Genomic DNA, 25,398 nt, shown 5'->3' on the forward strand with positions numbered 1-25,398 from the left:
GCGAGGGGCGCTACAATCCACCAATATACGCGATCAGCTTTCTCGAATCGAGAAAGGTCAAAATGGACATCCTGGTAAACCTTCAGGCCTTCCTCGCCACCGCGGATGCCGCCGGCTTCTCCGCCGCCGCGCGAAAGCTCGGCGTCTCGACCTCGGTCGTGGCAAAGCGCGTCACGCAGCTGGAGGCGCGGATCGGCACGCCGCTGTTTCACCGCTCGACCCGGCAATTGCGGCTGACTGACGCCGGTCAACGCTATGTGCATCGCGCGCGCGGCGTGGTGACCGACGCCACCGATCTGCTCTCGCGCATGGGCGAGAAGGGCCACGATCTCGTCGATCACCTCCGCATCAAGGCGCCGACCTCGCTGACGGTGGCGCGGCTTGCGGACGCCTTCAGCGCATTTCAGACCCAGAACCCGCGATTAAAACTCGAGATCGTGCTGATCGATCGTCCGGTCGATCCCGTCGCCGAGGGATTCGACATTGCCATCGGCGCCTTCCCGCATTCCTTCGGAGGCGTGGTCGACGAACCCTTGTGTGCGCTGAAGCGGCTGCTCTGCGCTTCACCGGCCTATCTGAAGAAACACGGCACGCCAAAGCATCCGCGCGACCTCGTCGAGCATCGCTGCCTCAGCTTCCTGCCGACCGGCCCGGAATGGATCTTTGACGGACCGCGCGGCCGCATCAACATCCAGGTCAGCCCGCTGCTGTCGTCCAACGAGGGACATGTGCTGGCGCGCAGTGCGATCGCGGGCAACGGCATCGCGCTGATGTCGCATTATCTCGTCGCGGATGCCCTGCGCGAGGGCACGCTCAAGCCGGTGCTGCGCGACTTTCCGATCCCGGAATTATGGGTGAAAGCCGCGATCCCCGAGCGGCGGCGCAATGCGGCCGCAGTGCAGGCGCTGCTGACCCTGCTGAAAACGTCGCTCGCGTCGTCGCTGTGAAGGGCGCCAAGCGTGCGGTGCCGTAGCCCGCATGGAGCGGAGCCGAACGCGGGGATACTGGCCCCGGATTGCGCTGCGCTTCATCCGGGCTACATTCACAACATCTGCGCTCAGCCCTTGCCGCCGCCCCAGTTCGCTGCGCGCTTGTCCGCGAACGACGCCAGACCCTCCGCCGCCTCCGCGCTCTGGCGCTTGAGCGAATGCAGCTGCACCAGCCGCGTGTGAGCCGGATCGTCCACCGCCATCCCGCCGAACGAGCTTTCCAGCGCCAGCCGCTTGGTCTCGGCCATCGCTTCCGGCCCGTTGGCGAGCAACTGCTCGACCACCTTGCTGCCTGCGGCTTCGAGATCGGCGAGCGGCACCACCTCGTGGACGAGGCCGATACGGCGGGCGTCTTCGGCGCCGAAGCGTTCGCCGGTCAGTGCATAACGACGGACTTGCCGTACACTAATGGCGTCGCAGAGCTGCGGGATGATGATGGCGGCGGTCAGGCCCCAGCGCACTTCGGTGATCGAGAACAGGGCGTTGTCGGCGGCGATCACGACGTCGCAGGCCGAAATCACGCCCGTGCCGCCACCAAAGCAGCCGCCCTGCACCAACGCCACCGTCGGGATCGGCAGCGTGTTGAGCCGCTGCACGGCCTCGAACGTCGCCCGGGACGCCGTCTCGTTGGCCTCGGCCGACTGCGGCCGCACGCCATTGATCCATTTGAGGTCGGCACCGGCCTGGAAATGCTTGCCATTGCCCTTGAGCACGACGACGCGCAGGTTGGGCTTTTGGCCGAGTTCGTCCATGGCCGCGAGCACGCCGGCGATCAGGGCGCCGTCATAGGCGTTGTTGACCTCGGGCCGGTTCAACGTGACGGTCGCAACCCCACGCTCGTCGAGGGTCCACAGGACGGGGCTGGCAGTCATCGGCGATCCTCCGGTCAGATTGATTGCCGCGCACTATGGACGAGGCGATAGACCTCGATCCATATCTTTCCGGCGTGGGGCGGTCGCGCCCATCGCATGGCGGCTTGTGTCATGCTGCCGCCGGGCGACGACCAAAGGGATCAGGGACGGGACATATATATGCGCATCTGCATTTTCGGCTCGGGTGCCGTCGGAAGCCATCTCGCGGTCAGGCTCGCACGCGCCGGCCACGAGGTCTCATGCGTGATGCGCGGCGCGCATCTCGAGGCGGTGCGCGCCAATGGTCTGAAGCTGCGCGTCGGCGATTCCGAGGTCTCGGCCAAGGTGAACGCATCCGGCGATCCGGCCCAGCTCGGCCCGCAGGATGTGGTGATCTCGACGCTGAAGGCCACCGCGCTGACCGGACTGGTCTCCAGCATCAAGCCGCTGCTCCAGGACGACACCGCCATCGTATTTGCCCAGAACGGCATTCCCTGGTGGTACGGTATCGGCCTGCCGCCGCGGCACCCGACGCCGCCGGACATTTCCTTCCTCGATCCCGGAGGGCGGCTGCGCGCCTGCATCCCGAAGGAGCGAATCATCGGTGGAGTGGTCTTCTCCTCCAACGAGGTGACTGCGCCCGGCGTCGTGCAGAACCTGACGCCGGACCGCAACCGCCTCCTGATCGGCGAATGCGACGACCGCAATTGCGAGCGCATCACGAAACTCCGTGGCGTCTTCAACGATGCGCGACTGGAATCGCCGCCGGTGGCCGATATCCGCGAAGCGATCTGGTCAAAGCTGCTGACCAACATGTCGCTGTCGGTGCTGTGCCTGCTGACCGGCCAGACCGCGCGCGGCGTGCGCGACGACCCCGCCTTCTCCGAACTCATTCCGCGCATGCTGACCGAGGCCAACGACATCGCCCAGCACTTCATCCCCGAGGTCAAGCGCGTGACGCGCAGCGGCCCCGCCCCGAATCACAAGCCATCGCTGCTGCAGGATTACGAGCTCGGCCGCGCCATGGAGATCGACGTGCTGGTAAAGGCGCCCGCCGCCTTCGCCCGCACCGCCGGCCTGTCGACGCCGACGCTCGATCTCATCGCAGCGCTGGCGATCCAGAAGGCCCGCGACAAGGGGCTCTATTCGGCGTGAAGCGCGTGCGCTTCACGTTATCTTTTGGAGCATGAATCTTCTCGGAAAAACGCTGCGCACTTTTCCGGATCATGCTCGTGCCTCAGCCGAGCTTGTCGATCCAGGCCGCGAGCGTGTCGAGCACCTCGGCAAGCGCCTCATCGTCGGTGCGGCCGGACTTCTTCAGCACCGCGAAGGAGTGATCGCCGCCTTCGATCTCATGCAGCGTCGCCTTTACGCCGAGCGCCGCGACGACTGGCTTGAGAAGGCCGAGATCGGCGAGCCCGTCGCGCGTGCCTTGCAGGAACAGCATGGGAATTGCGACATGGGCGAGATGCTCGGCACGCTCCGTCGACGGCTTCTTGTCGGCATGCAGGGGAAAGCCGAGGAAGGCGAGCCCCTTCACACCCGGCAACGGCGCCTTGGCTTGCGCCTGCGACGTCATGCGCCCACCGAACGATTTTCCGCCGGCCACCAGCTTTAGTCCGGGGCAGAGCCGCGCCGCCTCCTCGACCGCCGCGCGGATCGTGGCGTGCGCGACCGCCGGCTGGTCGGGACGGCCCTGCTTGTTTTCCATGTAGGGAAAATTGAAGCGGAACGTCGCAATGCCGCGATCGCTGAGACCCTCCGCGATCTTGTCCATGGATGCATGCCGCATCCCCGCGCCAGCGCCATGCGCCAGAACGTAGCAGGCGCGCGCCTTGTCCGGCCGTGTCAGGATCGCCGATACCGTAGCGATACGCTGGATGTCGAGCTTGAGCTCTGTCGCCTTGGCAATCATACGCGTTCGACCCTCGATCTGCACTTAGCGGCGCGCGTTGCTCGCCGGCCAGAGATAGTTCAGGACGTGATTGAGCATCGTCATGATCTCGCGGTATCCGGCCTCGCTCTTCACTGAACCGAATTTGTCTTCCAGGGCAAGCTTGGCAAAGCCGTGAACGGTCGACCAGGCTGCCGCGGCCGCGGTCTTCGCCTGCTTGGGCGTCCCGCCGACGAGCTCGGCGATGATGATCTCGAACTCGCGGCCGGCCGCTCTGCTCGCCTGCCTGAGACGCGGATCATCTGCGACGAGGCGCTTGTTGGCAAACATCATCTGGAAGCGGCCGGGGTGCTTCAGCGCGAATTCGACATAAGCCAGGCCCTGAGCGTGGAGCTTTTCGCGCGTATCCTGCTTGCGGGACGCCGTATCCCGCAGCGCGCCTGCAAGTGCATCATATCCGCGAATCGCCACCTCGGTCAGCAGGCCCTGCGCGTTGCCGAAATGATGCGACGGCGCCGCCGGAGAGACGCCGGCGCGGCGGGCGGCCTCACGCAGCGTGAAAGCTTCGGCGCCGTGCTCGGCGAGAATGGCCTCGCTGGCCGCGATCAGGGCTTCTTGAAGTTCACCATGATGATAGCCGGCTTCCGGCTTCGGAGCCTTGTGGCTCGGCTTGGCGCGCGCGGGCGCGATCGGTTTCGTCATGCGCAAACTTGACACTGTTCAGATTGGGGGCTATCTATCTTAACACTGTTAAGATTGGACAGCCGGGAGTTCGAAATGACCGAAATGCAGCATAGCACCGCAGCCTCGCGCGTAAAGCGGCGGCATCTGGTCGGCGGCGCCGCGCTGGGCATGCTGGCAAGCGCCGTCGGCGGCCTTGCCGGCGGCATCGCGCTCGGCCAGGGCGCGACGCTGCCGCAGCAGAAGCCCAGCGGGAGGCGCCGCTTCGCCGACAAGGCCATCATCGTGACAGGCGGCACCTCCGGCATCGGCCGCGCCGCCGCGCTGATGTTCGCCGCCGAAGGCGGCAAGGTCGTGTTCTGCGGACGCAACGTCGAGCGCGGAGCGAAGGTGGAAGACGAGATCAAGGCGGGCGGCGGCGACGCGGCGTTCGTCCGGGCCGACGTCCGCAACGAGGCCGAGGTCAAGGCATTGGTCGACAAGACGATCGATCTCCATGGCAGGCTCGACGTGGCGTTCAACAATGCCGGAATCTCCATCGAAAAGCCGCTGCATCAGTACAGCGCAGCCGAATTCGACGACGTGATCAATACCGACCTGCGCGGCGTGTTCCTCTCGATGAAGTACCAGATTCCACACATGCTGCAGAAGGGTGGATCGATCGTCGTCACCTCCTCATCCAACGCCATCGCCACGACGGCGAATCGCTCGGCCTATTCCGCAGCCAAGCGCGGGCTTGTCGGCATGGTTCAGGCCGCGGCACTCGAATATGCCCAGTACGGCATCCGCATCAATACCCTGATCCCCGGCACCACGGACACGCCATTCATCCGCAGGCTCGCCGGCATGGAAAATCTCCCTGATGCCGCCTGGCACCTGGCCATCGCGCAATGGGCCAAATCCCATGTGCCGGGGATGCAGCGCGTGGCGACCGCGGAGGAGATCGCAGCCTTCGCACTCGTGCTCGCCTCTGACGATCATCCCTACACGACGGGCGGCCAGTTCGTCGTCGATGGCGGCAAGACCGCGCAGGCCGGATAGAGCATCCGCCGGCGCAGCCTCAAGACACAATCATTGGCAGCGCCGGCAGGCGTAGCAAGGCTGCGGGCTTGCGCCCGCGTCCGGCGTTGTGGCACGGCTGAGCGGGCACGCCATCAACGATCGAGGCCGCCATGCCCTACCGCTCCTCCTGGATGACCGAAGAGCTCGACGTCTTCCGCGACCAGTTCCGGAAATATCTCGCCAAGGATCTGGCGCCGCATGCCGAGAAATGGCGCGAGCAGAAGATGGTCGATCGCTTCGCCTGGCGCGGGCTCGGCAAAATGGGCGCGCTGCTGGCAAGCGTCCCGGAGGGATATGGCGGCCTAGGCGCAACCTTCGCCTACGACGCTGCCGTGCTGGAGGATCTCGAAAGCACCGTGCCGGAGCTGACGACCGGCGTTTCGGTGCACAGCGCTATCGTCGCGCACTACATCCTCAATTACGGATCGGAGGAGCAGAAGAAGCGCTGGCTGCCGAAGATGGCGTCGGGCGAGATGGTCGGCGCCGTCGCCATGACCGAACCCGGCACCGGCTCGGACCTGCAGGCCGTGAAGACGACCGCGAAGAAGCAGGGCAATTCCTACGTCATCAATGGCCAGAAGACGTTCATCACCAACGGCCAGGCCGCCGATCTCGTGATCGTCGTCGCACGCACCGGCGACGTCGGCGCCAAGGGCATTTCGCTGATCGTGGTCGAGACCGCGGGCGCGGACGGCTACAAGCGCGGGCGCAACCTCGACAAGATCGGCCTGCACGCCTCCGACACGTCGGAACTGTTCTTCGACAACGTCACGGTGCCGCCGGAAAACCTGCTCGGCAAGGAGGAGGGCCAGGGCTTTGTGCAGCTGATGCAGCAATTGCCGCAGGAGCGCCTGTCGCTCGCGGTCGGCGCAGTCGCCTCGATGGAGCGCGCGGTCAAGCTCACCACCGAATACACCAAGGAACGGAGGGCGTTCGGCAAGCCGCTGATGGATTTCCAGAACACCGCCTTCACGCTCGCCGAGCGCAAGACGGAAGCGATGATCGCGCGCGTCTTCGTCGACTGGTGCATCGAGCGCCTGGTCGCCGGGGATCTCGATACCGTTACCGCGTCGATGGCGAAATACTGGTGCTCGGACAAGCAGGTCCAGACCGCCGACGAGTGCCTCCAGCTGTTCGGCGGCTACGGCTATATGCAGGAATACCCGATCTCGCGCATCTTCATCGATTCCCGCATCCAGAAAATCTATGGCGGCACCAACGAGATCATGAAGCTGCTGATCGCACGGTCGCTGTAGCGCCGTTCACCGTGCACGCCAATCCCGTGGCCGGCAGCCGAAACGCTGTTTGAACCGCCGTGTGAAGTGAGAGAGGTCCGAGAAGCCCCAGTCGAACGCGATGGCGCCGATCCCGCGGCCGCCCAGCGCCGGATCCTTCAGGTCGGCCGCCGCGCCCACGAGGCGGCGATCCATCACATAGTCCGAAAACGTCGTGCCGGAGCGCTCGAACAGCTTGTGGACATAGCGCTCGCTGATGCCGACCGCGCCCGCGACCGCCGCGACCGTCAACCCCGGCTCGCGCAACCGCTCGTGAATGGCGCGGCGCAGCGCCAGTACGGTGGCATCCGCGAAGCTTGCGGCTTCCGCCGTCTGCGCCCGCGAGCGGCGCGACAGGCTGAGTGCAACGAGGTCGAGCAGCACGTCGAACAGCCGAACGCTGTCCTCCTCCGCCATCCGCAATGCGCCGGCATTCAGGGAGCGTGCGGTCTCGACGATGAGATGACCGACATGAGGATCGTCGGACACGCGCTCGGCCCTGAAATCGAACGAGGCCGGCAGCCGGTCGCGCAAGGCACGCGACGGCACCCAGAACGAAGCGACCTCCAGCGTCGGACCGCGATCGTGCAACAAAGTCACCTCGCGGTCGCTGTCGACGATGCCGACCTGGCCCTGCGACAGGCTGACCTCGCGGCCATCCTGGAGCATGCGGCAGCGCCCGGCGAGCTTGAAGTTGAGATAGAAGCAGCTCTCGCGCGACGCCGCGATGTCGGCACGTGAACGATTCACGGTGTGCTCGGGAAACAGCACCCGGTTGATCGCGCCGGCCCCGAGCCCGATCGTCTCCACCTTGGCCGGGAAGCGTGACGTCGTCGCCGATTCCGGCGTCAAATTCATGAAGGCCTGGCAGATCGCCTCGCGGTAATAGGAAAACTGCTCGTCCAGCCGCGTCTCCGCGGTGTTCCAGACGACGTGCCGCGGCCGGCTTGTGGAATTGACCTGCTGCATCGGTTCACTCCGAGACCAATCCGGTTCACTCCCAGCCAAGCGGGAAATGGCCCGCCGGTTCACACTTCGCACAACAAGAATTGTCCGCCGCGCCTCGCGAGCGCCGCAAAGGACCCAATTGATGCCGATCTAACCACATCCTGCGGAGGAGCCACAACATGTCGACCTACGTTCTCGTCCACGGCGCCTGGCACACCGGTGCCGAGCTCGAGCCTGTCGCCGCCCCGATCCGCGCCGCCGGCCATCAGGTCTACCTCCCGACCATCAAGGGCAACCGCCCGGGCGACGCCAAGACAACGGGGCTGAAGGAAGCGATCCAGTCGATCGCCGACTATCTCGCCGAGAACAATCTCAAGGACGTCGTCCTGCTCGGCCATTCCTATGGCGGCATGATCATCACGGGCGTCGCCGACCTCGCGCCCGAGCGCATCCGCCGGCTGGTCTATTGGAACGCCTTCGTCCCCAACAACGGCGAGTCGCTCAACGACATGGTGCCGCCGCACTATATCGGGCTGTTCGATGCGATCGCGGCCGAGCGCGGCGACGGCTCGGTGGTATTGCCGTTCCCGATCTGGCGTGAAGCCTTCATCAACGATGCCGATCTCGAGACGGCGCAGCGCGCTTATGACATCCTCAATCCACATCCACTGGCGACCTTCACCGACAAGATCGCGCTCAAGGCCAATCCAGCCGAGATGCAGCTGCCAAAATCCTACATCAACTGCACGGAAGACACCGCGCTGCCGCACAGCTACTCCTGGCATCCGCGGCTGTCGGAGAAGCTCGGCCTGTTCCGCCTGGTGCAGGTGCCGGGAAGCCACGAGCTGTGCTTCTCTGATCCGGCCCGCCTCGCCAAGGCGATCATGGAGGCGGGGCGCGACTGACCTGCGCATCCCGCGCTGTTGATCGCGCGGTCGCTGTAACTATCTCATCCGCTTGTCGGCCGCGACGAAGTCGATGAAGGTTCTCACCTTCGCAGAGAGATATTTGCGGCTGGGGTAGACTGCGAACAGCCGGCCTTCGAAGATGGCCTCTTGGGCTAGGACTTGCTCGAGACGTCCGGCGGCGACGTCATCGGCGACCAGCCATTTCGGCAGAAAAGCAAGGCCCATGCCTTCCAGCGCAGCCATGTGGAGCAGCGTTTCGTTGCCGCTGCGCAAGACCGGATTCAATTTGACCGTTTCGACGCCGCCGTCCCGTTTGAGCGAGAGGTTCTCACCTGGGTAAAGCGCATAGTGCAGCATGGACTGCCCCGCGAGGTCGGCCAGCCTCTTTGCTCGGCCGACACGATCGAGATAGGCGGGCGCGGCGACCATGAGGAATGGGACCGTTGTGATCGGGCGTGCGATCAAGGTTTCATCCGGCGCCGCCGTCGCACGCAAGGCGAGATCGAACCCTTCTTCGACCAGATTGACCAGCCGACCGCTAAGATCGATGTCGAGCCGCACGTCCGGATAGCGGATTTGGTAGTCCGCCAGGACCTTCGCGAACATCGTGTTCGCCATCCACACCGGCGCCGTCAGCCGCAGCGTGCCGCGGGGAACGACTGTCGCCTTGCTGACGGCGGCTTCGACCTCGTCGAGCGAGTCCAGCATCTGCCGCGTCTGCTCGAAATAGAGCGTACCGCTCTCGCTCAGGCTGACGCGCCGGCTGGTCCGGTTGAGGAGCCGCGTGCCCAGCCGCTTCTCGAGCTGCATCACGTGCTTGCTCGCCATGGCGGGCGAGATGCGCAGGCGCTCGGCTGCGGCCGCAAAGCTCTTCAGCTCCGCGACCAGGCAAAACACCCGCATGCTGACCAGGGAATCCATGAGATCATCAACATAGGGGAAATGAACACATCCCGGAAGACATAATGATCAAAAATGGAGAAACCATCAAATGGTGGCAACCTCAAATGTTCGGAGACCACCATGTCCACCACTGCCATTGAGACCGCCACGCCCGGCCGCCCCCTTCGCGTCGGGCTGTGGGTCGCGCAAGGCGCCATCTTCTTCGTCTTCGCCGCCGCGGGGCTGGTCAAGCTGCTCACGCCCATTCCGCAGCTGGCCGCGATGATGCCCTGGACCGGCGAGCACTCCGAAGCCTTCGTCCGCATCATCGGCCTGATCGACATCGCCGGCGGCATCGGCATCCTGCTGCCGGCCCTGACACGGATCCTGCCGCGGCTGACGGTGCTGGCTGCGCTCGGCTGCACGGTATTGCAGATGTTTGCGATCACGTTCCACGTCTCGCGCGGCGAGGCCGCGGTCACGCCGCTCAATCTGGTTCTGCTGGCACTCGCCGTGTTCGTGCTGTGGGGACGCGGCCGCAAGGCGCCGATCGCGCCGCGGCAATTCTGACCGGCGGGACAGCGCCGCCATGATCTCTGCCAATGGATGGTCCCGCAGGGGCCTGCTCGCCGGCGCATCGATTCTCGCGGCCGGCGGCTCAGCCGCGGCCAAGGAGGATCGTCTCGCTGACGGCGTCGTGATCCTGATCGACAGCAACGAGCCTTACGTGATGGGACATGCGATCAGCTACTCCGCCAACCTCGCAAAGCATTTTGCCGACAGAGGCGCACGGTTGCTGATCGAGGTCGTCGCCAATGGCAAGGGCATCGACGTGTTTCGCGCCGACAGGACGCCGCTGATCGAGCCACTGGCGACGCTGCGGCAGTCGCTGCCCAATCTTACCTACAGCATGTGCGCATCGTCGAAGGCGATCGCGGAAGCCAAGGAGCAGGTCTCGATTCCGCTGATATCGGGCGCGAGCCTCGTCCCCTTCGGCATCGGACGCGTCGTCGACCTGCAACTCAAGGGTTTTGCCTATATCCATGCGTAAGACAGCTCGCGAGGCCGCCGCAGCACTGACCCGGCGATCGCTCCTGATCGCCGCGCCGGCGCTTCTTGTTTCCCCGCGTGCGAGCCGCGCGCAGGGCGGCGATCCCGCCTGGCCGCCGGTGTTCGAGACCGGCCGCAGCCAGTTCACGCTGGTGCGGCCCCGCGCCGCGATGCCGCAACTGCGGCTTCAGGACCTGCATGGAAAGGACGCTGTGGTGACGGCGAAGCCGGGACGCATCACGCTCGTCAATTTCTGGGCGACGTGGTGCGCGGCCTGCCGGCTCGATCTGCCCGTGCTCGCAAGCCTCGCCGGATCGCAACGCAACCAACTGGATGTCGTCGCAATCTGCACCGACACCAAGGACCTGCGAAAAATCCGCGCGTTCCTCGGCGGTCTCGCCGTACAGAACCTCGCCTGCTACGTCGATGCGCATGACGCGGCGGCGGAAGCATCTACCTCGGTCTTCACGCTCATCGGCATGCCCATCACCTATCTGGTCGGAGCGAGCAACCGCGTCGAGGGCTACATCACCGGCGCGGCCGAATGGCTCTCGCCGGCAGGCGCACGCCTGCTGCAATTCTATCGCGAGCAAGCCTAGACCGAGGCAGCCTGCCGTCGCGCCAGCGGTTCCGATTGCCCCTGCTCGACCGCAAACGAAGTCGGATTTGCGCGACAACCGTCATTGCAAGGTACGGCGGCAAACCATACGCTGCCCGCCATCGGCAGCCGCCGTCTGGTCTCGCTTGCATCGGGAGAATTGCGAATGGTTCACGTCTCGCGACGGAAACTGCTTCAGCTTGCGGCTGTTGTACCATCGGCACTTACCGCTGCCTGGACGTCGGCTGCATCGGCTGCGACCGGAAAGAAGACCCTGACTGCGGTGATGCAGTCGGACCTTCGCGTCACCGACCCCGGCTTCACGACGGCCATCATCACCCGCGACCATGGCTATATGGTCTACGATACGCTGCTCGGCATCGATTCCAGCTTCAAGGTGCAGCCGCAGATGGCCGACTGGACGGTGTCCGCGGACAGGCTGACCTACACCTTCACCCTGCGCGACGGCCTGAAGTGGCATGACGGCGCGCCGGTGACGGCGGAGGATTGCGTCGCCTCGCTGAAGCGCTGGGGCACCAGCGTCGACGGCATGGCGCGCAAGCTGATGGATTTCACGGCCGGCATCGAAGCCGCGGACGCCAAGACGATCGTCCTCAAGCTGAAGGAGCCCTATGGCCTGGTCCTGGAGACGATCGCCAAGCCATCGTCGATCTGCGCCTTCATGATGCCCAAGCGGCTTGCGGAGACCCCGATCACCAAGCAGATTCCCGAGCAGATCGGCTCCGGCCCGTTCAAATTCGTGGCGGGCGAATTCCAGCCCGGCGTGAAAGCCGTTTATGAGAAAAACACCGACTATGTGCCGCGCAAGGAGCCGGCCGAATGGACATCGGGCGGCAAGGTGGTCAAGGTCGACCGTGTCGAGTGGCTGACAATGCCGGACGCGCAGACCGCGCTCAACGCGCTGCAATCGGGTGATGTCGATTTCGTCGAAACGCCGCCGTTCGACATGCTGCCCGCGCTCGAGTCCAATCCGGATGTCAACGTGACCATCCTGAACAAGTTCGGCTTCCAATCGTTCGGCCGGATGAACTTCCTGCATCCGCCATTCGACAATGTGAAGATTCGCCGCGCCGCGCTGCTCGCGATCAACCAGAAGGACGTGCTCGACGCCCAGATCGGCAATCCCAAATACTACAAGCTCTGCGGCGCATTCTTCATCTGCGATACGCCGCTGGCCAGCGACGCCGGCGGCGAGACCCTGATCAAGGGCAACGGCATGGCGGACGCCAAGAAGGCGCTGGCCGAGGCCGGTTACGACGGCACACCCGTGGTGATCCTCGCGCCAGGCGACCAGATCCTGCTGAAAGCGCAGCCGATCGTGGTCGCACAGCTCCTGCGCGAGGCCGGCTTCAAGGTCGATCTTCAGGCGATGGACTGGCAGACCGTGGTCACCCGCCGCACCAACCAGAAGCCGCCGAAGGAAGGCGGCTGGAACATGTTCTTCACATACCAGGGCGCCGCCGATTCGATGAACCCGCTCGTCAATGGCGCGATGGTCGGCAAGGGCAAGGAGGGCGGCTGGTTCGGCTGGTCCGAGGACCCCAAGCTCGAAGAGCTGCGCGACGCCTTTGCCCGCGCCGCCTCACCGGAAGAGCGGAAGAAGATCGCCTTCGACGTGCAGAAAGAAGCCTACGATCAGGTGATCTACGTCCCGCTCGGCCAGTTCCAGGCGCCGAGTGCATGGCGCAAATCGCTCACCGGCGTGATCGACGGCCCGGCGACGCCGATGTTCTGGAATGTGGACAAGAACGAATAGGCTTCCGACCTCTCCCCACAAGCGGCGAGAGGCAAAGCCCTAATTCGGATGCCACCAGCGGCCGCCGATGACGACGCCTTCGGAGACGATCTTGCGATCGCCGATCAGGTGCTCGCCGACGACGTCCTCATAGTCGAACTGGCCTTGCTTCACCGAGATCAGTGTGGCGTCGCCGACGCTGCCCGGCTTGAGGCTGCCGAGCTCGGGCCGCCGCAGCGCCATCGCGGCGTTCTCGGTCGAGGCCGCGATCACGTCCGACAGCGACATGCCCATGCAGAGGAATTTCGACATGGTCGTCACCTGGTCGAAGGCCGGGCCGTCGATGCAGAGCTGATGGATGTCGGATGAGATGGTGTCCGGATAGAAGCCGTTGGCGAGCATCGCGCGCGCGGTCTTGAACGCGAACGAGCCCTTGCCGTGGCCGATATCGAACAGCACGCCGCGCTCGCGCGCATCCAGCACCGCCTTCTTCACCGTGCCCTGCGCGGTCGCGGGCGTGTTCGGGAACGGGCGGAATGCATGGGTCAGCACGTCGTCGGGACGCAGGCGGGCCAGCACCTCTTCATAGGTCGGGGGCGGATGATCGATATGCGCCATCAGGGGCATGCCGACCTCGTCGGCGACCTGGAGCGCGATATCGAGCGGCACTGCGCCCGAGGTGCCCGAGGAGTGCAGCCCGACGCGCACCTTGATGCCGACGATGAGGTCGCGATTGGCATCCGCGACCTTGGCCGCTTCGATCGGATTCATCAGCCGCAACTCCTCGCTCTCGCCGACCATGATCCGGTGCGAGAAGCCGAAAATGCCGGCATGGGAGACGTGGAGATAGGCGAGGATGCGGACCTGGCTCGGTTCGATCACATGCTTGCGGAAGCCCGCGAAATTGCCGGGGCCGGCGCTGCCGGTGTCGACCGAGGTGGTGACGCCGGAGGCGCGGCAGAATTCCTCGGCATCGATGCCGAGCGAGGTGCCGCCCCAATAGACGTGGGTGTGAAGATCAATCAGCCCCGGCGTCACGATGAACTGCGAGACGTCGCGCACTTGGGTCGACGGATCCGCCTTGAGCCCACTGCCCACCGCCGCCACCTTGCCGCCGGCAAAGGCAACATCGGTCACAGCGTCGAGCTTCTGCGAGGGGTCAACGACCCGTCCGCCGCGCAGGATCAAATCGAAAGGCATCATCATCTCCGGATCAGGCAAACATGGACCGGGCTGGAAGGGATACTTCCAGCCCGGTCGCCTCTGTTAGCAATTTTCACACCAGCGACGCAAATCAACTCGCTTAGTGCCCGTTCGTCCTGCGATCCGCGCGTGGCGCCTCCTCTTTCAGCCGCTCGAGCGCATCGGGCATCATGCGGCCGAACATCGAGCTCAGCATCGCGGTCGGGATCAGGCCCGCATTGTTGCTTTCCTGCCCCTGCGCGCCGGACATCAGGAATTGCGGCACCAAGGGCTGGTTGATCTTGGTCAGGGCTTCCGCGAACTTCGCAAAGTTCTGCTCGGCCAGCCTGAACTCCGGGCCGCCGTATGCATCGACCGAGAGTTTCGTCGACTGAGCGTTGGCAGTACCGACCGCCAGCACACGATCGGCCTCACCCTGGCCCTCGAGCCGTGACTGCTCGCCGACCGCGGCCGCCGTCACTTTTCGGGTCTCCGCATCCTTCTGCGCGCGAGCGAACGCCGCGGCGCCCTCGTTCTCGTTCACCTTGATCTGGATGAGCGACTGCGTCAGCGCCGTCTGCGCCGCAGCCGTCGCCTTGGCCTCGTTGAGCGCGCGCTCCTGCACGGCGGCCTTCTCCTGCTCCTGGTAGGTCTCGATCTGCTCGCGCGCGATCTGGCGAGAACGGAGCTGGATCAGGATGTTCTCGATGGTGTGGTCGCCGGCCGCGGCCCGCGGCGTGCCGATCAGGACTTCCTGGAGGTCGAGCGAATAGCTCTCGAACTTTGCCTTCATTTGCGCTGCCGATTCCTCCTGGATCTGTGCCCTGTTCTGCAGCAGCTCGATCAGGGTCATTTTCTGCGCGATGTTCTTGAAGAACGCGCTCACCATCGGGTCGAGCGTCTGCTCGACGAGCTTCTTCACATCGCCGAAACGCTGGATGATCATCGGCGCCTTCTTGTAGTCGATATGCATGACCACCGAGAGCGGCAGCGTCGGCTCGAACGCATCGCGGGTGATCAGCGAGATCTCCGACAGGTTCTCATCGAGCTTCATCGCGCCGACCTCACCGCGCACCCATTTCAGGATGAAGTTGACGGTCGGGATGATCTCGATCTTGCCGGCATAGGTGTTGAAGGCGTATTTGCCGGGCAGCAGCGGATCCTTCCAGACGCCGCGGCCGCCGTTGAGAACCAGCTCGCCGTGGCGATATTGCTCACCCGACACGTCGTCGCTATGCGGGCCGGTATAGAAGATGACGACGCCGACATTGCCGACCGGGATTACCGTCTTCGGCACCGCCTCGACGGTCGCGAACAGGCGGTTGATGTACCAGGTGCCCTCGACGATGACCTGCAATTGCCGGCCGCGGTAACCGCCGGCCGCCAAGAACTTCTCGGGCTCCTGGAAATTGTTGTGAAAGATCTCGTCGTCGCGGAGGTCAGTGCCGACCTCGGGCGCGATGATCTCGCCTGACGGCAGCGACGGACCGTCATGCACGGTGACGACGCCGACCAGATCGTGATCGGCCGCGAGCACGACGGGCGTAAAGCCCCAGCGCTCGGCGATCGTCAGCTGCATGGCGTCGAGCACGCTGCGCTCCTGCCCGCTGAGGGCATGGCCGTAGACGCGTTCGTCGGTGATGATCGCGAACTGCGTCGTGTTGATCGCATAGGTGCCTTCGCGCAGGATCTTGCGCTGCGGCCCCTTCTGGCCACCGCCGAGCAGGAAGCGCCGCACGTCCTGGAAATCCGCCCTGTCCTCGGTGTCGTTGGCACCGAGCACCTGCGATGGCAGGAGCGGCGCGCCGTCCCGCGCGAACACATAGGCGATCTTGCCCTGTCCGACCGTGACGAGATCCGATTTGTGGATCCGGTACATGAACGGAAAGAACACGTGCAGGCCGCCGCGCAGCACGTCCGGCTCGTAACCGGCTTCACCGTTCAGCGCGATGAATCCGCCCTCGATCGATCCGCTCGTCGACCACAGCTTCTCGACGATGCCAACCTGATTGTTCGGAATGTAACGAAAGATTTTCGAAGCGCGCGGCAGGATCACGAGCGCGATCGCCGCCGCGGCCCAAAGCGCCGGCTGGATCAGCCAGGCGCCATTGAAACCATTGAGGTCCATAGCTCTTCTCCACAATTCGCAACTGGGCGGCCGTGTTAACCAAGGCCACACCCCAGAATTGCGGGAGCGGAGATGTGAATACGGCCCTTGCTCCGCAAGCACGACGTCGCGCGGAGCAGTGCCAATCTTTTTTTATTGGGGACTTGACGGGAACCGAATTTGCGCGGCCGAGCAGACCGTCAGGATCCGCTCGGCGGCTGAAAAATCCGAGTCGCGAATTCGTCTATGACGAGCGTCACTTCGTCGGCTCGGTCGTCGACCACAGCACGGTCTTGGCGCTCTTCTCATAGGCCATGCCCTTGGGATAGCTGATCAGCTCCATCTGCATTCCCCACGGCGTCAGGAAGTAGAGAATGGATTGGCCGGCCGCCGGCCCTTCGTTCACCGGGATCGGGCCCTGCATGGTCTTGACGTTCTTCGACCGCAGATACTCGGCGGCCTTTGTGATGTCGTCGACATAGAGCGCGATGTGATGGCCGCCGATGTCGCTGTTCTTCGGCAGCGTCTTGGCCTGGTCGGGCGACTGATACTGGAACAGCTCGATGTTGGAGCCATAGCCGCAGCGGACCATGCTGATCTCGTCAATGACGGCGCGCGGGTTCACATTGACGACGTCCTGCATGAACGTGCCCTTGTCGTCCATGAACGGTCCAAACGACATCGCATGCGAGCAGCCGAGCACGTCGGTGAAGAAGGCGGTCGCCGCCTTCACGTCCGGCACGGTGATGCCGGTGTGATCGTGGCCGCGCAGGCCGGGAATGGAATCCGCCGAAGCCGGCAGGATCGAGGCGCCGAGCGACAGCGCGGCGGAGGCAAGCAGTACTCGCAACGGGATCATGATCGCTTCCTTTTGGTTCGCAGCAACACAACATCCGATTTGAAACTCAGCCCGGCGACGCCAACTGGCGCTCGACACCCTTGGGATCGTGAGCGAGGCCCTGCGCAAGGCCACGCGCCATCTCGCCGACATAGATTTCCTCCTCGCCGGCCTCGAAACCGTCGAGGATTTCCTTTGCCGCATCCGCGGTCGTCATCTTCGGGATGGTCAGCATCGCGGTCATGCGGGTGTCGATCGCACCGGGAAGCGCGGCGGCGACACGCACGCCTTTCGGGCCGAGATCACCGCGCAAGCCTTGCGTCAGGCTGAGACCCGCCGCCTTGGAGGCGCAATAGGATCCCATGAACGGCAGGTTGACGCGCGCCAGGATGGTGAGGATGTTGAGCACCGCCCCCTTGTTCTTGATCAGCGTCGGTGCGAAGGCCTTCGTCACCCGCAGGGGCGCGAGATAATTGATCTCGATCTCCTCACGTGCGATCACAAGATCGGGCGCGGCCATGAAGCCGGTGTTGTGGTTGATTCCGGCATTGTTGATCAGCAGCGTGACGTCGCCGAGAGCGCCTGCTGCCTTCGCGACATCGTCATCGCTTGTGACATCCATCTTGACCGGCACGACGCCGTCAGAGGCGGCGAGAGCGGAAGCATCGCGCGCAGCGGCGTAGATTTTCGCCGCCCCGCGCGCCTTGAGCTCGGCGATAAGTGCTTGCGCGATCGCACCGGCGGCACCGGTGACGAGGATGACGGAACCCTTGATTGTCTCGGTCATGCGGCTGATCCTTGCTGTTGCGGAGTAGCGACCGCGGCTTCGTCGAGCCAGCCCGGCTCGACATCAGGCAACGGGATGGCGGCAAGCAATTGCTGCGTATAGGCATGCTGCGGCGCGCCGAACACCCGCGCGACGGGGCCGAATTCAACCACCTCGCCATGATGCAGGATCGCGACGTCGTCGCAGAGCACGCGCACCACCGAGAGGTCGTGGCTGATGAAGACCATGGTGAGACCGAGCCGCGCGCGCAGCTCCTTCAGCAGCAGCAGGATGTGCGCCTGGGTCGAAACGTCGAGGCCCGACACGATCTCGTCGGCGACGATGAAATCGGGCTCGAGCGCAAGCGCCCGCGCAATGCCGGCGCGCTGGCGCTGCCCGCCGGACAATTCGTGCGGATAGCGGTCGGCGAATTCGCCCGGCAGTCCGACCAGATTGAGCAGCGCCGCCGCGCGCTCGCGCTGGTCGCGTTTGCCTTTCAGCCGCCCATGCACGCCGAGCGGACGCGTCAGCGTCGTGCCGAGCCGCAGCCGCGGATTGAGTGAGGATTGCGGATCCTGAAAAATCATCTGGATGCGTGCCCGCAGGGGGCGCAGCGCAGCTTCATCGAGCTGGCCGATCTCGACACCGTCGAACTGGATGCCGCCGGAGGTCGGCTTCAACAGCCGCACCAGCAGGCGGCCGAGCGTGGTCTTGCCGGAGCCGGATTCCCCGACGAGACCCAGCACCGAGCCGCGCGGCACGGCGAGATCGACGCCCTTGATCACCTCTCGCAAGGTCGGCTTGCCGAACAGACCGTTGCGCTGCGGATAGCCAAAGCCGAGATTGCCGGTACTGAGCAGGATGTCGCTCATGCTGCGTCCACCGCTGCAACGTCATCGAGCCGGTGCGCCTCCGACCACAATTGCTCGATCAGGGCTGGCGGCACCGGGCGTAGCGCTTCGGCCGGCCGGTCGGCGCGCGGCGTCGCGGCGAGCAGCGCGCGGGTATAGGCATGGCGCGGTCGCGTCAGCACGTTGGCTGTCTCGCCCTCCTCTAGCACGCGGCCGGCATGCAGCACGGTCATGCTGCGGCAGATCTTTGCGACCACGCCGAGATCGTGGGTCACGAACAGCACGGCGCTGCCATGGCGCAAGCGCAGCCGCTCGACGAGCTGAAGCACCTGACGCTGCACGGTAACGTCGAGGGCCGTGGTCGGCTCGTCGGCAATGACGAGGGCGGGGTCGCAGGCAAAAGCCATCGCGATCAGCACGCGCTGGCGCATGCCGCCGGAGATTTCGTGCGGATAGAGCGCGAGCACCCGTTCGGGCTCGCGGATCGCGACCTCGGTCAGAAGCTCGGCGGCGCGCGCCAGCGCCGTGCGCTTCGACAGGTCGAGATGATGCCGCAGCAAATTGCCGATCTGCGCTCCGATGCGTTTGACCGGATTGAGCGAGGTCATCGGGTCCTGCGGGATCAGCGCGATGCGGCGACCGAGCAGGCGGCGGCGCTCGGCCTCGGCCATGGCCAGGAGATCGCGGCCCTCGAAGGCGATGCGGCCTGCGGTAACGGCCGCGTTCGCCGGCAACAGTCCGAGCACGGCGCGGCCGAGCATGGACTTGCCGGCGCCGGATTCACCAACCAGCCCGCGGACCTCACCGGGCTGCACTTCGAGGCTGACGCCGCGCAGCACATTCGCGGCGCCGATCGCGACCTTCAGCCCTTCGACAGTGAACGTCGCCGTCATGAGCGTTGTACCGGATCGAGCGCGTGGCGCAGGCCGTCACCGAAGAGATTGAGGCCGATCACGCTGGTGATGATGCAGACGATCGGAAGCGCCATGATCCACGGCGCCTGATAGACGATCTGGCGACCCTCGGCGATCATGCTGCCCCAGGTCGGCGTATCGCCGGCCACCGAGATGCCGACAAAGGACAGGATGACCTCGACCAGGATCGCAATGCCCATCTCGACGGCGAGGAGCGTCACAAGCAGCGGAACAAGATTGGGCAATATCTCCAGCCGCAGCAGCTTCACCCGGCTCAAGCCGATCACCCGCGCCGCGGCGGCATAATCGCGCGTGAGCTGCACCATGGTCTCGGCGCGGATCACGCGGGCGAAACGCGTCCAGTCGACCACCACGATCGCCGCGATCACCGAGGTGAGGCCGGCGCCGATCACCGCGGCCAGCACGATCGACAGCAGCACGGGCGGAAACGCCATCCAGACGTCGATCAGCCGGGAGATGAACTGGTCGACCCAGCCGCCAAAACTCCCCGCAAGCAGACCGAGCGCGACGCCGATCGCCGCGGCGAGCGTTGCCGCGATCAGTGCGACCATCACCGCGGTCCGCGCCGAATAGATCAGGCGCGACAGCACACAGCGGCCGAGGCTGTCGGTGCCGAGAAGATAGGCGGGCTCGCCGCCGGTCATCCAGGCCGGCGGCAATTGTGCCGACATCAGGTCCTGCTCGAGCGGATCGTGCGGCGCGAGCAGGGGTGCAAAGATGGCAGCCAGCACCAACAGGGCGACCAGTGCTGCGCCGAGCCAGAGACGCGGACCGCCCCGCTTCAGACCTGCAAGCAGACGCGACGGCGGCGTGGCGATGGAGGTGACTGCGATGTCAGCCATAGCGCAGCCTCGGATCCAGCATGGTGACCACGAGATCGACGACGAGATTGAGCGCGATGAACAGCACCGCAAAGGTCAGCACCAGGCCCTGGATCAGCGGAAAGTCGCGGTTGATCACCGCGTCGATCGCCATGTTGCCGATGCCTTCATAGGAGAAGATGCGCTCGACCAGCACGGTGCCGCCGAGCAGCAGCGTCACCTGGACGCCGCCGAGCGCGACCGTCGGGATCAACGCGTTGGGAAACACCTCATGCAGCAGGATGTTCGGGCGCGAATAGCCGCGGGCGCGCGCGATTTGCGCATAATCCTGGTCCTCCGCCTCCGCCAGCGACGCCTTCAGCAAGCGCGCCACCAGGGCCGCAAACGGCAGCGCCAGCGCTACCGCAGGCAGGATCATGTGGTGCAGGAGCGCGAAGGCGATGTCGAAGCGGCCGGCTAGAACGCTCTCGATCAGGTAGAAATTGCTTCGCAGGTTGAGGTCGATCTCCGGATCGATCCGGCCGGAGATCGGCAGCAGCGGGATGAGCACACCGAACAGCAGCAGCAGGATCAGCGCCCAGAGGAAATCCGGAATCGCGAGCAGCATGCCGATGCCGCCATCGACGATCCATTCGGCGCGCCGGCCGCGCAGCAAAATACCGGCGAGCGCTGCGACCACGCCGAGCACAACGGCAATCATCGTTGCGAGCAGCGCAAGCTCGATCGTGGCCGGCAGCCGCGCCAGCAACAATTCGAGCACGCGCTGCCGCACGCTGATGGAGCGGCCGAAATCGCCGCTTGCGACCTGGCCGAGCCAGGTCGCAAATTGCTGGAGGATTGGCTGGTCGAGGCCGTAGAGCGCGCGCAGCCGGCCGATATCGGCCTCGGAGGCGCCGGGCGGGATCATCATGGCGATGGGATCGCCGGGCACGACGCGCAGGAGCACGAAGACGATCACCGCCACACCGAACAGCGTGGGCGGCACGAGGACGAGTCGCCTGATCAGCTCGCCCCATCGCATCCTGGTGTCGCCCTTCCCTGAAACCGCGGCCTAAGCCGGCGTGACGAGCTGCGGAAGGATCATGCCGTTGGACTGCGACACGACCTTGAGGCCCTTCTTGTGGATGATCGGCTGCACATACTGGAACAGCGGGATCACCTCGCCTTCCTCGGCGATGTATTTGTCGACCGCCTTATAACCGGCGATGCGCTTGGCTTCGTCCTTCTCGCCCCACAGCGGCCCGATGCGCTCGACGAGGTCCTTGCCCTTCCAGGCGCAGTGCGGCGAGGGCCCGAACATCGCAAAGCCGGTCGAGGTCGAGGGATCGCCGATCGCATTGCCCCAATTGTAGAAGGCGGCCGGAGCCAGTGCGTGGCGCGCACGCAGCTCGAAATGCTTTGCGATCTCGTAGACCTCGATCGTAGCATCGATGCCGACCTTGCGCCACATGCCGACGATCGCCTGGATCATCTCGTAGTCTTTCGGCTTGAAGCCGCGCGTGGTCTGGATCGTGAACTTGACCGGCTTCTCGGGCGAGTAACCACTCTTGGCGAGCAGGCTCTTGGCAAGCTCCGGATCGTAGGCGACCTTGATCGAAGGATCGAAGGCCGCATAGCCCGGGGCCTCCAGCGTCGCGATCGGCACACCGTAACCCTTGAGCAGCCGGTCGACGATCGACTTCTTGTCGATGGCGTGATTTGCCGCGAGACGCACATTGCGGTCGAGCATCGGATCGATATCGGTGAGGAAGATCATCGCGATGTCGGAGACCGGCTTGGTCTGGCCGGCAAGGCCCGGCTTGGCCTTCAACCGGTCGAACTCCTCGTAGGGAATCTCGAAAGTGAGATCGGAGCCACCGGATTCCATCTCCGCGACGCGGCTGGTGGAATCGGTGATGAATTTGAACACCACGGTCTCGAAGGCGGGCTTGGGGCCCCAATAGCCGGAATGCGCCTTCAGCCTGAGGAACGCGTTGCGCTCGAAGGCGTCGACCTTGTAGGGGCCCGATCCGATCGGCGCCTTCTCGAACCCTTCCGCGCCGACTTTCTCGTAATAAGACTTGGGCAGGATATAGCCCGTGAGGAACGCCATCCATTTGAACAGCGTCGGCTCGAACTCCAGCACGTCACCGGTGATGGTGTTGCCGTCGATCTTGTAATTGCCGACCTTGGACCAGACGAACTGGATGGGATTGCCGCCCTTCGGATCCGCGGCGCGGGTGAGCGACCACACCACATCTTCCGGCGTCACCGGCGAGCCGTCATGCCAGGTTGCGCCCTTCCGCACGTCCAGCGTGATCTTGCTGCGATCCTCGTTCCAGCCCCATTTCGTCAGAATACCCGGCTTGAACGACAGATCGGGCGCCTGGCCGATGAAGGGATCGAACACCGCCTGATAGATCGACTGGATGGTCGGGTTGACGGCCGAGAGGCCGACGGTCGGATCGAACGACGGCAAATTGACATTGTAGGCAATGGTCAGCGTGCCCGGCGTAGCGGCGAGCGCACCACCGTTAAGACCAGAGACGAGCGGCAGCGCGGCGGCGCCGCCGGCGAACTGGAGAAGCGAGCGACGAGAGAGCGACGACATGTTCATGACCCCCAACACGATGAGCGCGAGATTGCGAGCAGTTGCGAAAACGGCGCCGCGAGCGGCGCCATCGATCAGGCCTGGTTATTTCCCGGCGCTCTCGGACCAGCGCGCCATCAGCGTGTTGGACGGCAGCGATTCATCGACCAGTTTCTTCGCGGTCTCGACGCCGGCGACAGGTAACTTCTTCGGATCCAGGAGCCCGATCTGCACCAGCACGGACGCTTGGTCCCAATAGATGTGCTCGTTGTAGAGCTTGTCGCCGCGAAAGCGCACGATCGCCACCAGCGGGATCTCGACATATTTACCGGTCGGCGGCACGCCGGGCAGCATCCAGTCGATCTCGATGTCGTGCGTGAAGCAGAACAGCATCTCGTCGACGATGCGGTCGGAGCCGATGGTGCGCGAGATCGGCACCAGCTTGGTGTCCTGCGGTGTCTTCGGAATGAAGTGGTTCTTGTAGAACCGCAGCAGGTCGCGATAGCCGACGCCGCCGGTCATGGTCGGGATGTGGTTGACATAGGGCTCGGCAACCATGGTCGTCATGGTCTGCTCGGCCGAACGCGTCGCGAACTCGAGCTCGGTGTGCCTGTCCCACAGCGCCGAGAGATCGTAGTGCGGGCCCAGCGCCTTCCGAAACGCCGCGATCGAGCGCGTATGCGCCATAAGGGTCGCGGGCTTGTTGAAGCTGGCGCGTTCCGGTGCGGCGAAGGCGTGGTCGCAGCCGGGATAGAGATAGAACTCGATCTCGGGCCGGCCCTTGAACGCCGCCTCGACCTGCGCACGCGCCTCCGGCGGCGCAAACCGGTCGAGCTCGGCGAAATGGAAGACCACCGGACATTTGACGTCGCCGGCCTCGCCGAGATCGGCCTCGATGCCGACGCCGTAATAGCTGACGGCGCAGTCGACGTCGGTGCGCGCGGCGACGAGATAAGCGAGCTTGCCGCCGAGACAGAAGCCGAGCGCGCCGACCTTGCCCTTGCACTCGGGGCGCGCGCGCAGCACCTTCAGCGCGTCGGCGGCATCCTTGATCGACTGATTGGCATCGAAGCGCTGGTAATAGCCCATCGCCTTGCCGAAATCGGCCTCGGTGTAGCCGAGCTCGATGCCAGGCTCCATACGCCAGAACAGGTCGGGCGCCAGCACCACATAGCCTTCCTCGGCATAATGGTCGGCAACCTCGCGCATCGATTTGTTGACGCCAAAAATCTCCTGCAACAGCAGGATGCCGGGACCGGAGCCCGAGGCGGGGAGCGCGAGATACCCCTTGAACGTGCCGCCATCCTTGGCAGCGATGTCGATCCACTGTCCGGCCATCGTGATCGTCCCCTCTCGTCGTTGAGCCCTTCGAGCCCTCTCCCATTTCGGCGCGTCTGTCTGACGCGTCCGGCACGAGGCGAAGGCGGCTGCCTTTTCATCATGCTTTCTTAATTGAATTTTTAATGTAAGAATCGAACTTGTAAATAGCATAGATTGAGCACAGCCTGCCCAGGCCGTGAGCGAGGGCGGGAATCAGGAGACGATGTTGAGGAAGACGCAGAAGGCGGCCGCGCGACGAACAGGCACGGCCGCGAGAGACAAGCAGCGGCCGGCCGCCGCCGAACGGACAGGCTCATGGCACCTGGCGCGCACCGAGACCGAGCGGCGCCTTTCAGAGTTCGAGTTCAGGCTGGAGCGGCTGGCGCAGGCCTATTACCGCTGGAAGGCTGCGTGCCTTGCCGCCGTCTGCGATGTGCCGCTGACCGGCGACGACGTCGCCGTGCTCAACGTGGTGCGCATGGGCGACGAGCCGAAGCGGCTCTCGGAGATCGGCCAGTTGCTCAACCGCGTCGACGTCCCCAATCTGCAATACGCAACCCGCAAGCTGGTGAAGGCCGGCCTGATCGAGACCGAGGGCTCGTCGTCGCGCAAGGAGACGCGCTACCGCGCGACCGAGCGGGGCCACGACGTCACTGAAGCCTATGCGGCCTTGCGCGCCGCAACGCTCCCGCCGATGCTGGAAGCGCTGGACGGCTGGGCCGAAAAGTCGGAGGCCACGGGCTCCCATCTCGAACTGGTGTCGAGCCTCTACACGCAGGCCGCCCAGGTCGCGATCACGCGGCGGCATCAGCCCTGAGCCTGCGCGACTTTTGCGTGGGATGCGCGATGCGCTGAGGCTAATTGCTGGTAACAGACCGGCGCCGCGCTATGCTGGTTGCTGCGTGACGCCAGACTCCTGAACACGGCATTATGCACCGCATGCGTCGGTGCCGCTGCTTTGGCGCGTTTCTTCGCTGTCTTCTTTGTCGTCTTCTTGGCTGCCGCCTTGCCTCGTTTCTCGCCTGACTTTGCCATCCTGCCTCTCCTCGGCTTGAAAACAGCGTTACGTCTCATCGCGACAGAGCTGGCTTCAATCTCGTCGCGAAGCCGCCAGTC

At 64.7% G+C, this 25,398-nt stretch carries 26 protein-coding genes; 10 read left to right on the forward strand and 16 right to left on the reverse strand.

What is annotated here, in order from left to right; genetic code table 11:
• The first annotated feature begins 62 nt into the window (after positions 1 to 62).
• Complete coding sequence (locus FXB40_RS31805; RefSeq protein ID WP_148776046.1) at positions 63 to 947, forward strand: LysR family transcriptional regulator; 885 nt, start codon at positions 63 to 65, stop codon at positions 945 to 947.
• A gap of 110 nt (positions 948 to 1,057) precedes the next feature.
• On the opposite strand, the gene FXB40_RS31810 is transcribed toward FXB40_RS31805, so the two are convergent.
• The gene (locus FXB40_RS31810; RefSeq protein WP_148776047.1) at positions 1,058 to 1,861 is read right to left on the reverse strand and encodes an enoyl-CoA hydratase-related protein; all 804 of its coding nucleotides are present in this window, start codon (positions 1,859 to 1,861) and stop codon (positions 1,058 to 1,060) included.
• Between the two features lie 159 nt (positions 1,862 to 2,020).
• On the opposite strand from FXB40_RS31810, the gene FXB40_RS31815 reads away from it, so the two are divergent.
• The gene (locus tag FXB40_RS31815) at positions 2,021 to 2,995 is read left to right on the forward strand and encodes a ketopantoate reductase family protein (protein ID WP_148776048.1); all 975 of its coding nucleotides are present in this window, start codon (positions 2,021 to 2,023) and stop codon (positions 2,993 to 2,995) included.
• 82 nt (positions 2,996 to 3,077) lie between these two features.
• Here the strand turns inward: FXB40_RS31815 and FXB40_RS31820 are convergent, their stop codons facing one another.
• The gene (locus FXB40_RS31820; RefSeq protein ID WP_148776049.1) at positions 3,078 to 3,755 is read right to left on the reverse strand and encodes an alpha/beta hydrolase family protein; all 678 of its coding nucleotides are present in this window, start codon (positions 3,753 to 3,755) and stop codon (positions 3,078 to 3,080) included.
• 24 nt (positions 3,756 to 3,779) lie between these two features.
• The gene (locus tag FXB40_RS31825; protein WP_148776050.1) at positions 3,780 to 4,436 is read right to left on the reverse strand and encodes a TetR/AcrR family transcriptional regulator; all 657 of its coding nucleotides are present in this window, start codon (positions 4,434 to 4,436) and stop codon (positions 3,780 to 3,782) included.
• A gap of 75 nt (positions 4,437 to 4,511) precedes the next feature.
• On the opposite strand from FXB40_RS31825, the gene FXB40_RS31830 reads away from it, so the two are divergent.
• On the forward strand, positions 4,512 to 5,456 hold the full coding sequence (locus FXB40_RS31830) for an SDR family NAD(P)-dependent oxidoreductase (RefSeq protein WP_246208075.1): 945 nt from the start codon (positions 4,512 to 4,514) through the stop codon (positions 5,454 to 5,456).
• A gap of 131 nt (positions 5,457 to 5,587) precedes the next feature.
• The gene (locus FXB40_RS31835) at positions 5,588 to 6,733 is read left to right on the forward strand and encodes an acyl-CoA dehydrogenase family protein (RefSeq protein WP_148776051.1); all 1,146 of its coding nucleotides are present in this window, start codon (positions 5,588 to 5,590) and stop codon (positions 6,731 to 6,733) included.
• A 6-nt stretch (positions 6,734 to 6,739) separates the two neighbouring features.
• Here FXB40_RS31835 and FXB40_RS31840 read toward each other — a convergent pair whose 3' ends face one another.
• Positions 6,740 to 7,720: a helix-turn-helix domain-containing protein gene (locus tag FXB40_RS31840; RefSeq protein ID WP_148776052.1), complete on the reverse strand. Its 981-nt coding sequence runs from the start codon at positions 7,718 to 7,720 to the stop codon at positions 6,740 to 6,742.
• A 158-nt stretch (positions 7,721 to 7,878) separates the two neighbouring features.
• Here FXB40_RS31840 and FXB40_RS31845 point away from each other — a divergent pair, with 158 nt between their 5' ends.
• The gene (locus FXB40_RS31845; protein WP_148776053.1) at positions 7,879 to 8,604 is read left to right on the forward strand and encodes an alpha/beta fold hydrolase; all 726 of its coding nucleotides are present in this window, start codon (positions 7,879 to 7,881) and stop codon (positions 8,602 to 8,604) included.
• Positions 8,605 to 8,643: 39 nt separating this feature from the next.
• Here the strand turns inward: FXB40_RS31845 and FXB40_RS31850 are convergent, their stop codons facing one another.
• Complete coding sequence (locus tag FXB40_RS31850; RefSeq protein WP_148776054.1) at positions 8,644 to 9,528, reverse strand: LysR family transcriptional regulator; 885 nt, start codon at positions 9,526 to 9,528, stop codon at positions 8,644 to 8,646.
• Between the two features lie 102 nt (positions 9,529 to 9,630).
• Here FXB40_RS31850 and FXB40_RS31855 point away from each other — a divergent pair, with 102 nt between their 5' ends.
• The 4 genes from FXB40_RS31855 to FXB40_RS31870 all read left to right on the forward strand — a co-directional run bounded on the left by FXB40_RS31855 (position 9,631) and on the right by FXB40_RS31870 (position 12,914).
• The gene (locus tag FXB40_RS31855) at positions 9,631 to 10,059 is read left to right on the forward strand and encodes a DoxX family protein (RefSeq protein ID WP_148776055.1); all 429 of its coding nucleotides are present in this window, start codon (positions 9,631 to 9,633) and stop codon (positions 10,057 to 10,059) included.
• Between the two features lie 19 nt (positions 10,060 to 10,078).
• Positions 10,079 to 10,540 carry a DsrE family protein gene (locus tag FXB40_RS31860; RefSeq protein ID WP_148776056.1) on the forward strand — a complete coding sequence of 154 codons (462 nt, stop codon included), beginning with the start codon at positions 10,079 to 10,081 and terminating at the stop codon, positions 10,538 to 10,540.
• Positions 10,533 to 11,138: a TlpA disulfide reductase family protein gene (locus tag FXB40_RS31865; protein WP_148776057.1), complete on the forward strand. Its 606-nt coding sequence runs from the start codon at positions 10,533 to 10,535 to the stop codon at positions 11,136 to 11,138. The genes FXB40_RS31860 and FXB40_RS31865 overlap by 8 nt, the downstream gene beginning before the upstream one ends.
• 165 nt (positions 11,139 to 11,303) lie before the next feature.
• A complete protein-coding gene (locus FXB40_RS31870; RefSeq protein WP_148776058.1) occupies positions 11,304 to 12,914 on the forward strand; it encodes an ABC transporter substrate-binding protein in 1,611 nt (536 codons plus the stop codon).
• A 39-nt stretch (positions 12,915 to 12,953) separates the two neighbouring features.
• Here the strand turns inward: FXB40_RS31870 and FXB40_RS31875 are convergent, their stop codons facing one another.
• From FXB40_RS31875 to FXB40_RS31920, 10 genes are all read right to left on the reverse strand, one after another.
• Positions 12,954 to 14,093, reverse strand: coding sequence for an amidohydrolase/deacetylase family metallohydrolase (locus FXB40_RS31875; protein ID WP_148776059.1), 1,140 nt, complete (start codon positions 14,091 to 14,093; stop codon positions 12,954 to 12,956).
• A 103-nt stretch (positions 14,094 to 14,196) separates the two neighbouring features.
• Positions 14,197 to 16,203 (reverse strand): SPFH domain-containing protein, encoded by a 2,007-nt coding sequence (locus FXB40_RS31880; protein ID WP_148776060.1) that lies wholly within the window; start codon positions 16,201 to 16,203, stop codon positions 14,197 to 14,199.
• A 235-nt stretch (positions 16,204 to 16,438) separates the two neighbouring features.
• The gene (locus FXB40_RS31885) at positions 16,439 to 17,041 is read right to left on the reverse strand and encodes a VOC family protein (protein ID WP_148776061.1); all 603 of its coding nucleotides are present in this window, start codon (positions 17,039 to 17,041) and stop codon (positions 16,439 to 16,441) included.
• 46 nt (positions 17,042 to 17,087) lie between these two features.
• Positions 17,088 to 17,807 carry an SDR family oxidoreductase gene (locus tag FXB40_RS31890; protein WP_148776062.1) on the reverse strand — a complete coding sequence of 240 codons (720 nt, stop codon included), beginning with the start codon at positions 17,805 to 17,807 and terminating at the stop codon, positions 17,088 to 17,090.
• A complete protein-coding gene (locus FXB40_RS31895) occupies positions 17,804 to 18,658 on the reverse strand; it encodes an ATP-binding cassette domain-containing protein (protein ID WP_148776063.1) in 855 nt (284 codons plus the stop codon). The genes FXB40_RS31890 and FXB40_RS31895 overlap by 4 nt, the downstream gene beginning before the upstream one ends.
• Positions 18,655 to 19,530 carry an ABC transporter ATP-binding protein gene (locus FXB40_RS31900; protein WP_148776064.1) on the reverse strand — a complete coding sequence of 292 codons (876 nt, stop codon included), beginning with the start codon at positions 19,528 to 19,530 and terminating at the stop codon, positions 18,655 to 18,657. Before FXB40_RS31900 ends, FXB40_RS31895 begins: the two co-directional genes overlap by 4 nt.
• Entirely contained in the window at positions 19,527 to 20,414 is an 888-nt protein-coding gene (locus FXB40_RS31905) for an ABC transporter permease (protein WP_148776065.1), read from the reverse strand. The genes FXB40_RS31900 and FXB40_RS31905 overlap by 4 nt, the downstream gene beginning before the upstream one ends.
• Complete coding sequence (locus FXB40_RS31910; protein WP_148776066.1) at positions 20,407 to 21,414, reverse strand: ABC transporter permease; 1,008 nt, start codon at positions 21,412 to 21,414, stop codon at positions 20,407 to 20,409. Before FXB40_RS31910 ends, FXB40_RS31905 begins: the two co-directional genes overlap by 8 nt.
• A gap of 30 nt (positions 21,415 to 21,444) precedes the next feature.
• Complete coding sequence (locus FXB40_RS31915; RefSeq protein ID WP_148776067.1) at positions 21,445 to 22,983, reverse strand: ABC transporter substrate-binding protein; 1,539 nt, start codon at positions 22,981 to 22,983, stop codon at positions 21,445 to 21,447.
• A gap of 84 nt (positions 22,984 to 23,067) precedes the next feature.
• Positions 23,068 to 24,300, reverse strand: a complete 1,233-nt coding sequence (locus FXB40_RS31920) for a dienelactone hydrolase family protein (protein WP_148776068.1) — start codon at positions 24,298 to 24,300, stop codon at positions 23,068 to 23,070.
• A gap of 205 nt (positions 24,301 to 24,505) precedes the next feature.
• Here FXB40_RS31920 and FXB40_RS31925 point away from each other — a divergent pair, with 205 nt between their 5' ends.
• Entirely contained in the window at positions 24,506 to 25,099 is a 594-nt protein-coding gene (locus tag FXB40_RS31925; protein WP_148776070.1) for a helix-turn-helix domain-containing protein, read from the forward strand.
• On the opposite strand, the gene FXB40_RS31930 is transcribed toward FXB40_RS31925, so the two are convergent.
• On the reverse strand, positions 25,090 to 25,317 hold the full coding sequence (locus FXB40_RS31930) for a hypothetical protein (protein ID WP_148776071.1): 228 nt from the start codon (positions 25,315 to 25,317) through the stop codon (positions 25,090 to 25,092). The two genes, FXB40_RS31925 and FXB40_RS31930, sit on opposite strands and share 10 nt — an antisense overlap.
• Positions 25,318 to 25,398: the final 81 nt, after the last annotated feature.

The sequence above is a fragment of the Bradyrhizobium rifense genome, assembly GCF_008123425.1.
Lineage (GTDB): Bacteria > Pseudomonadota > Alphaproteobacteria > Rhizobiales > Xanthobacteraceae > Bradyrhizobium > Bradyrhizobium rifense.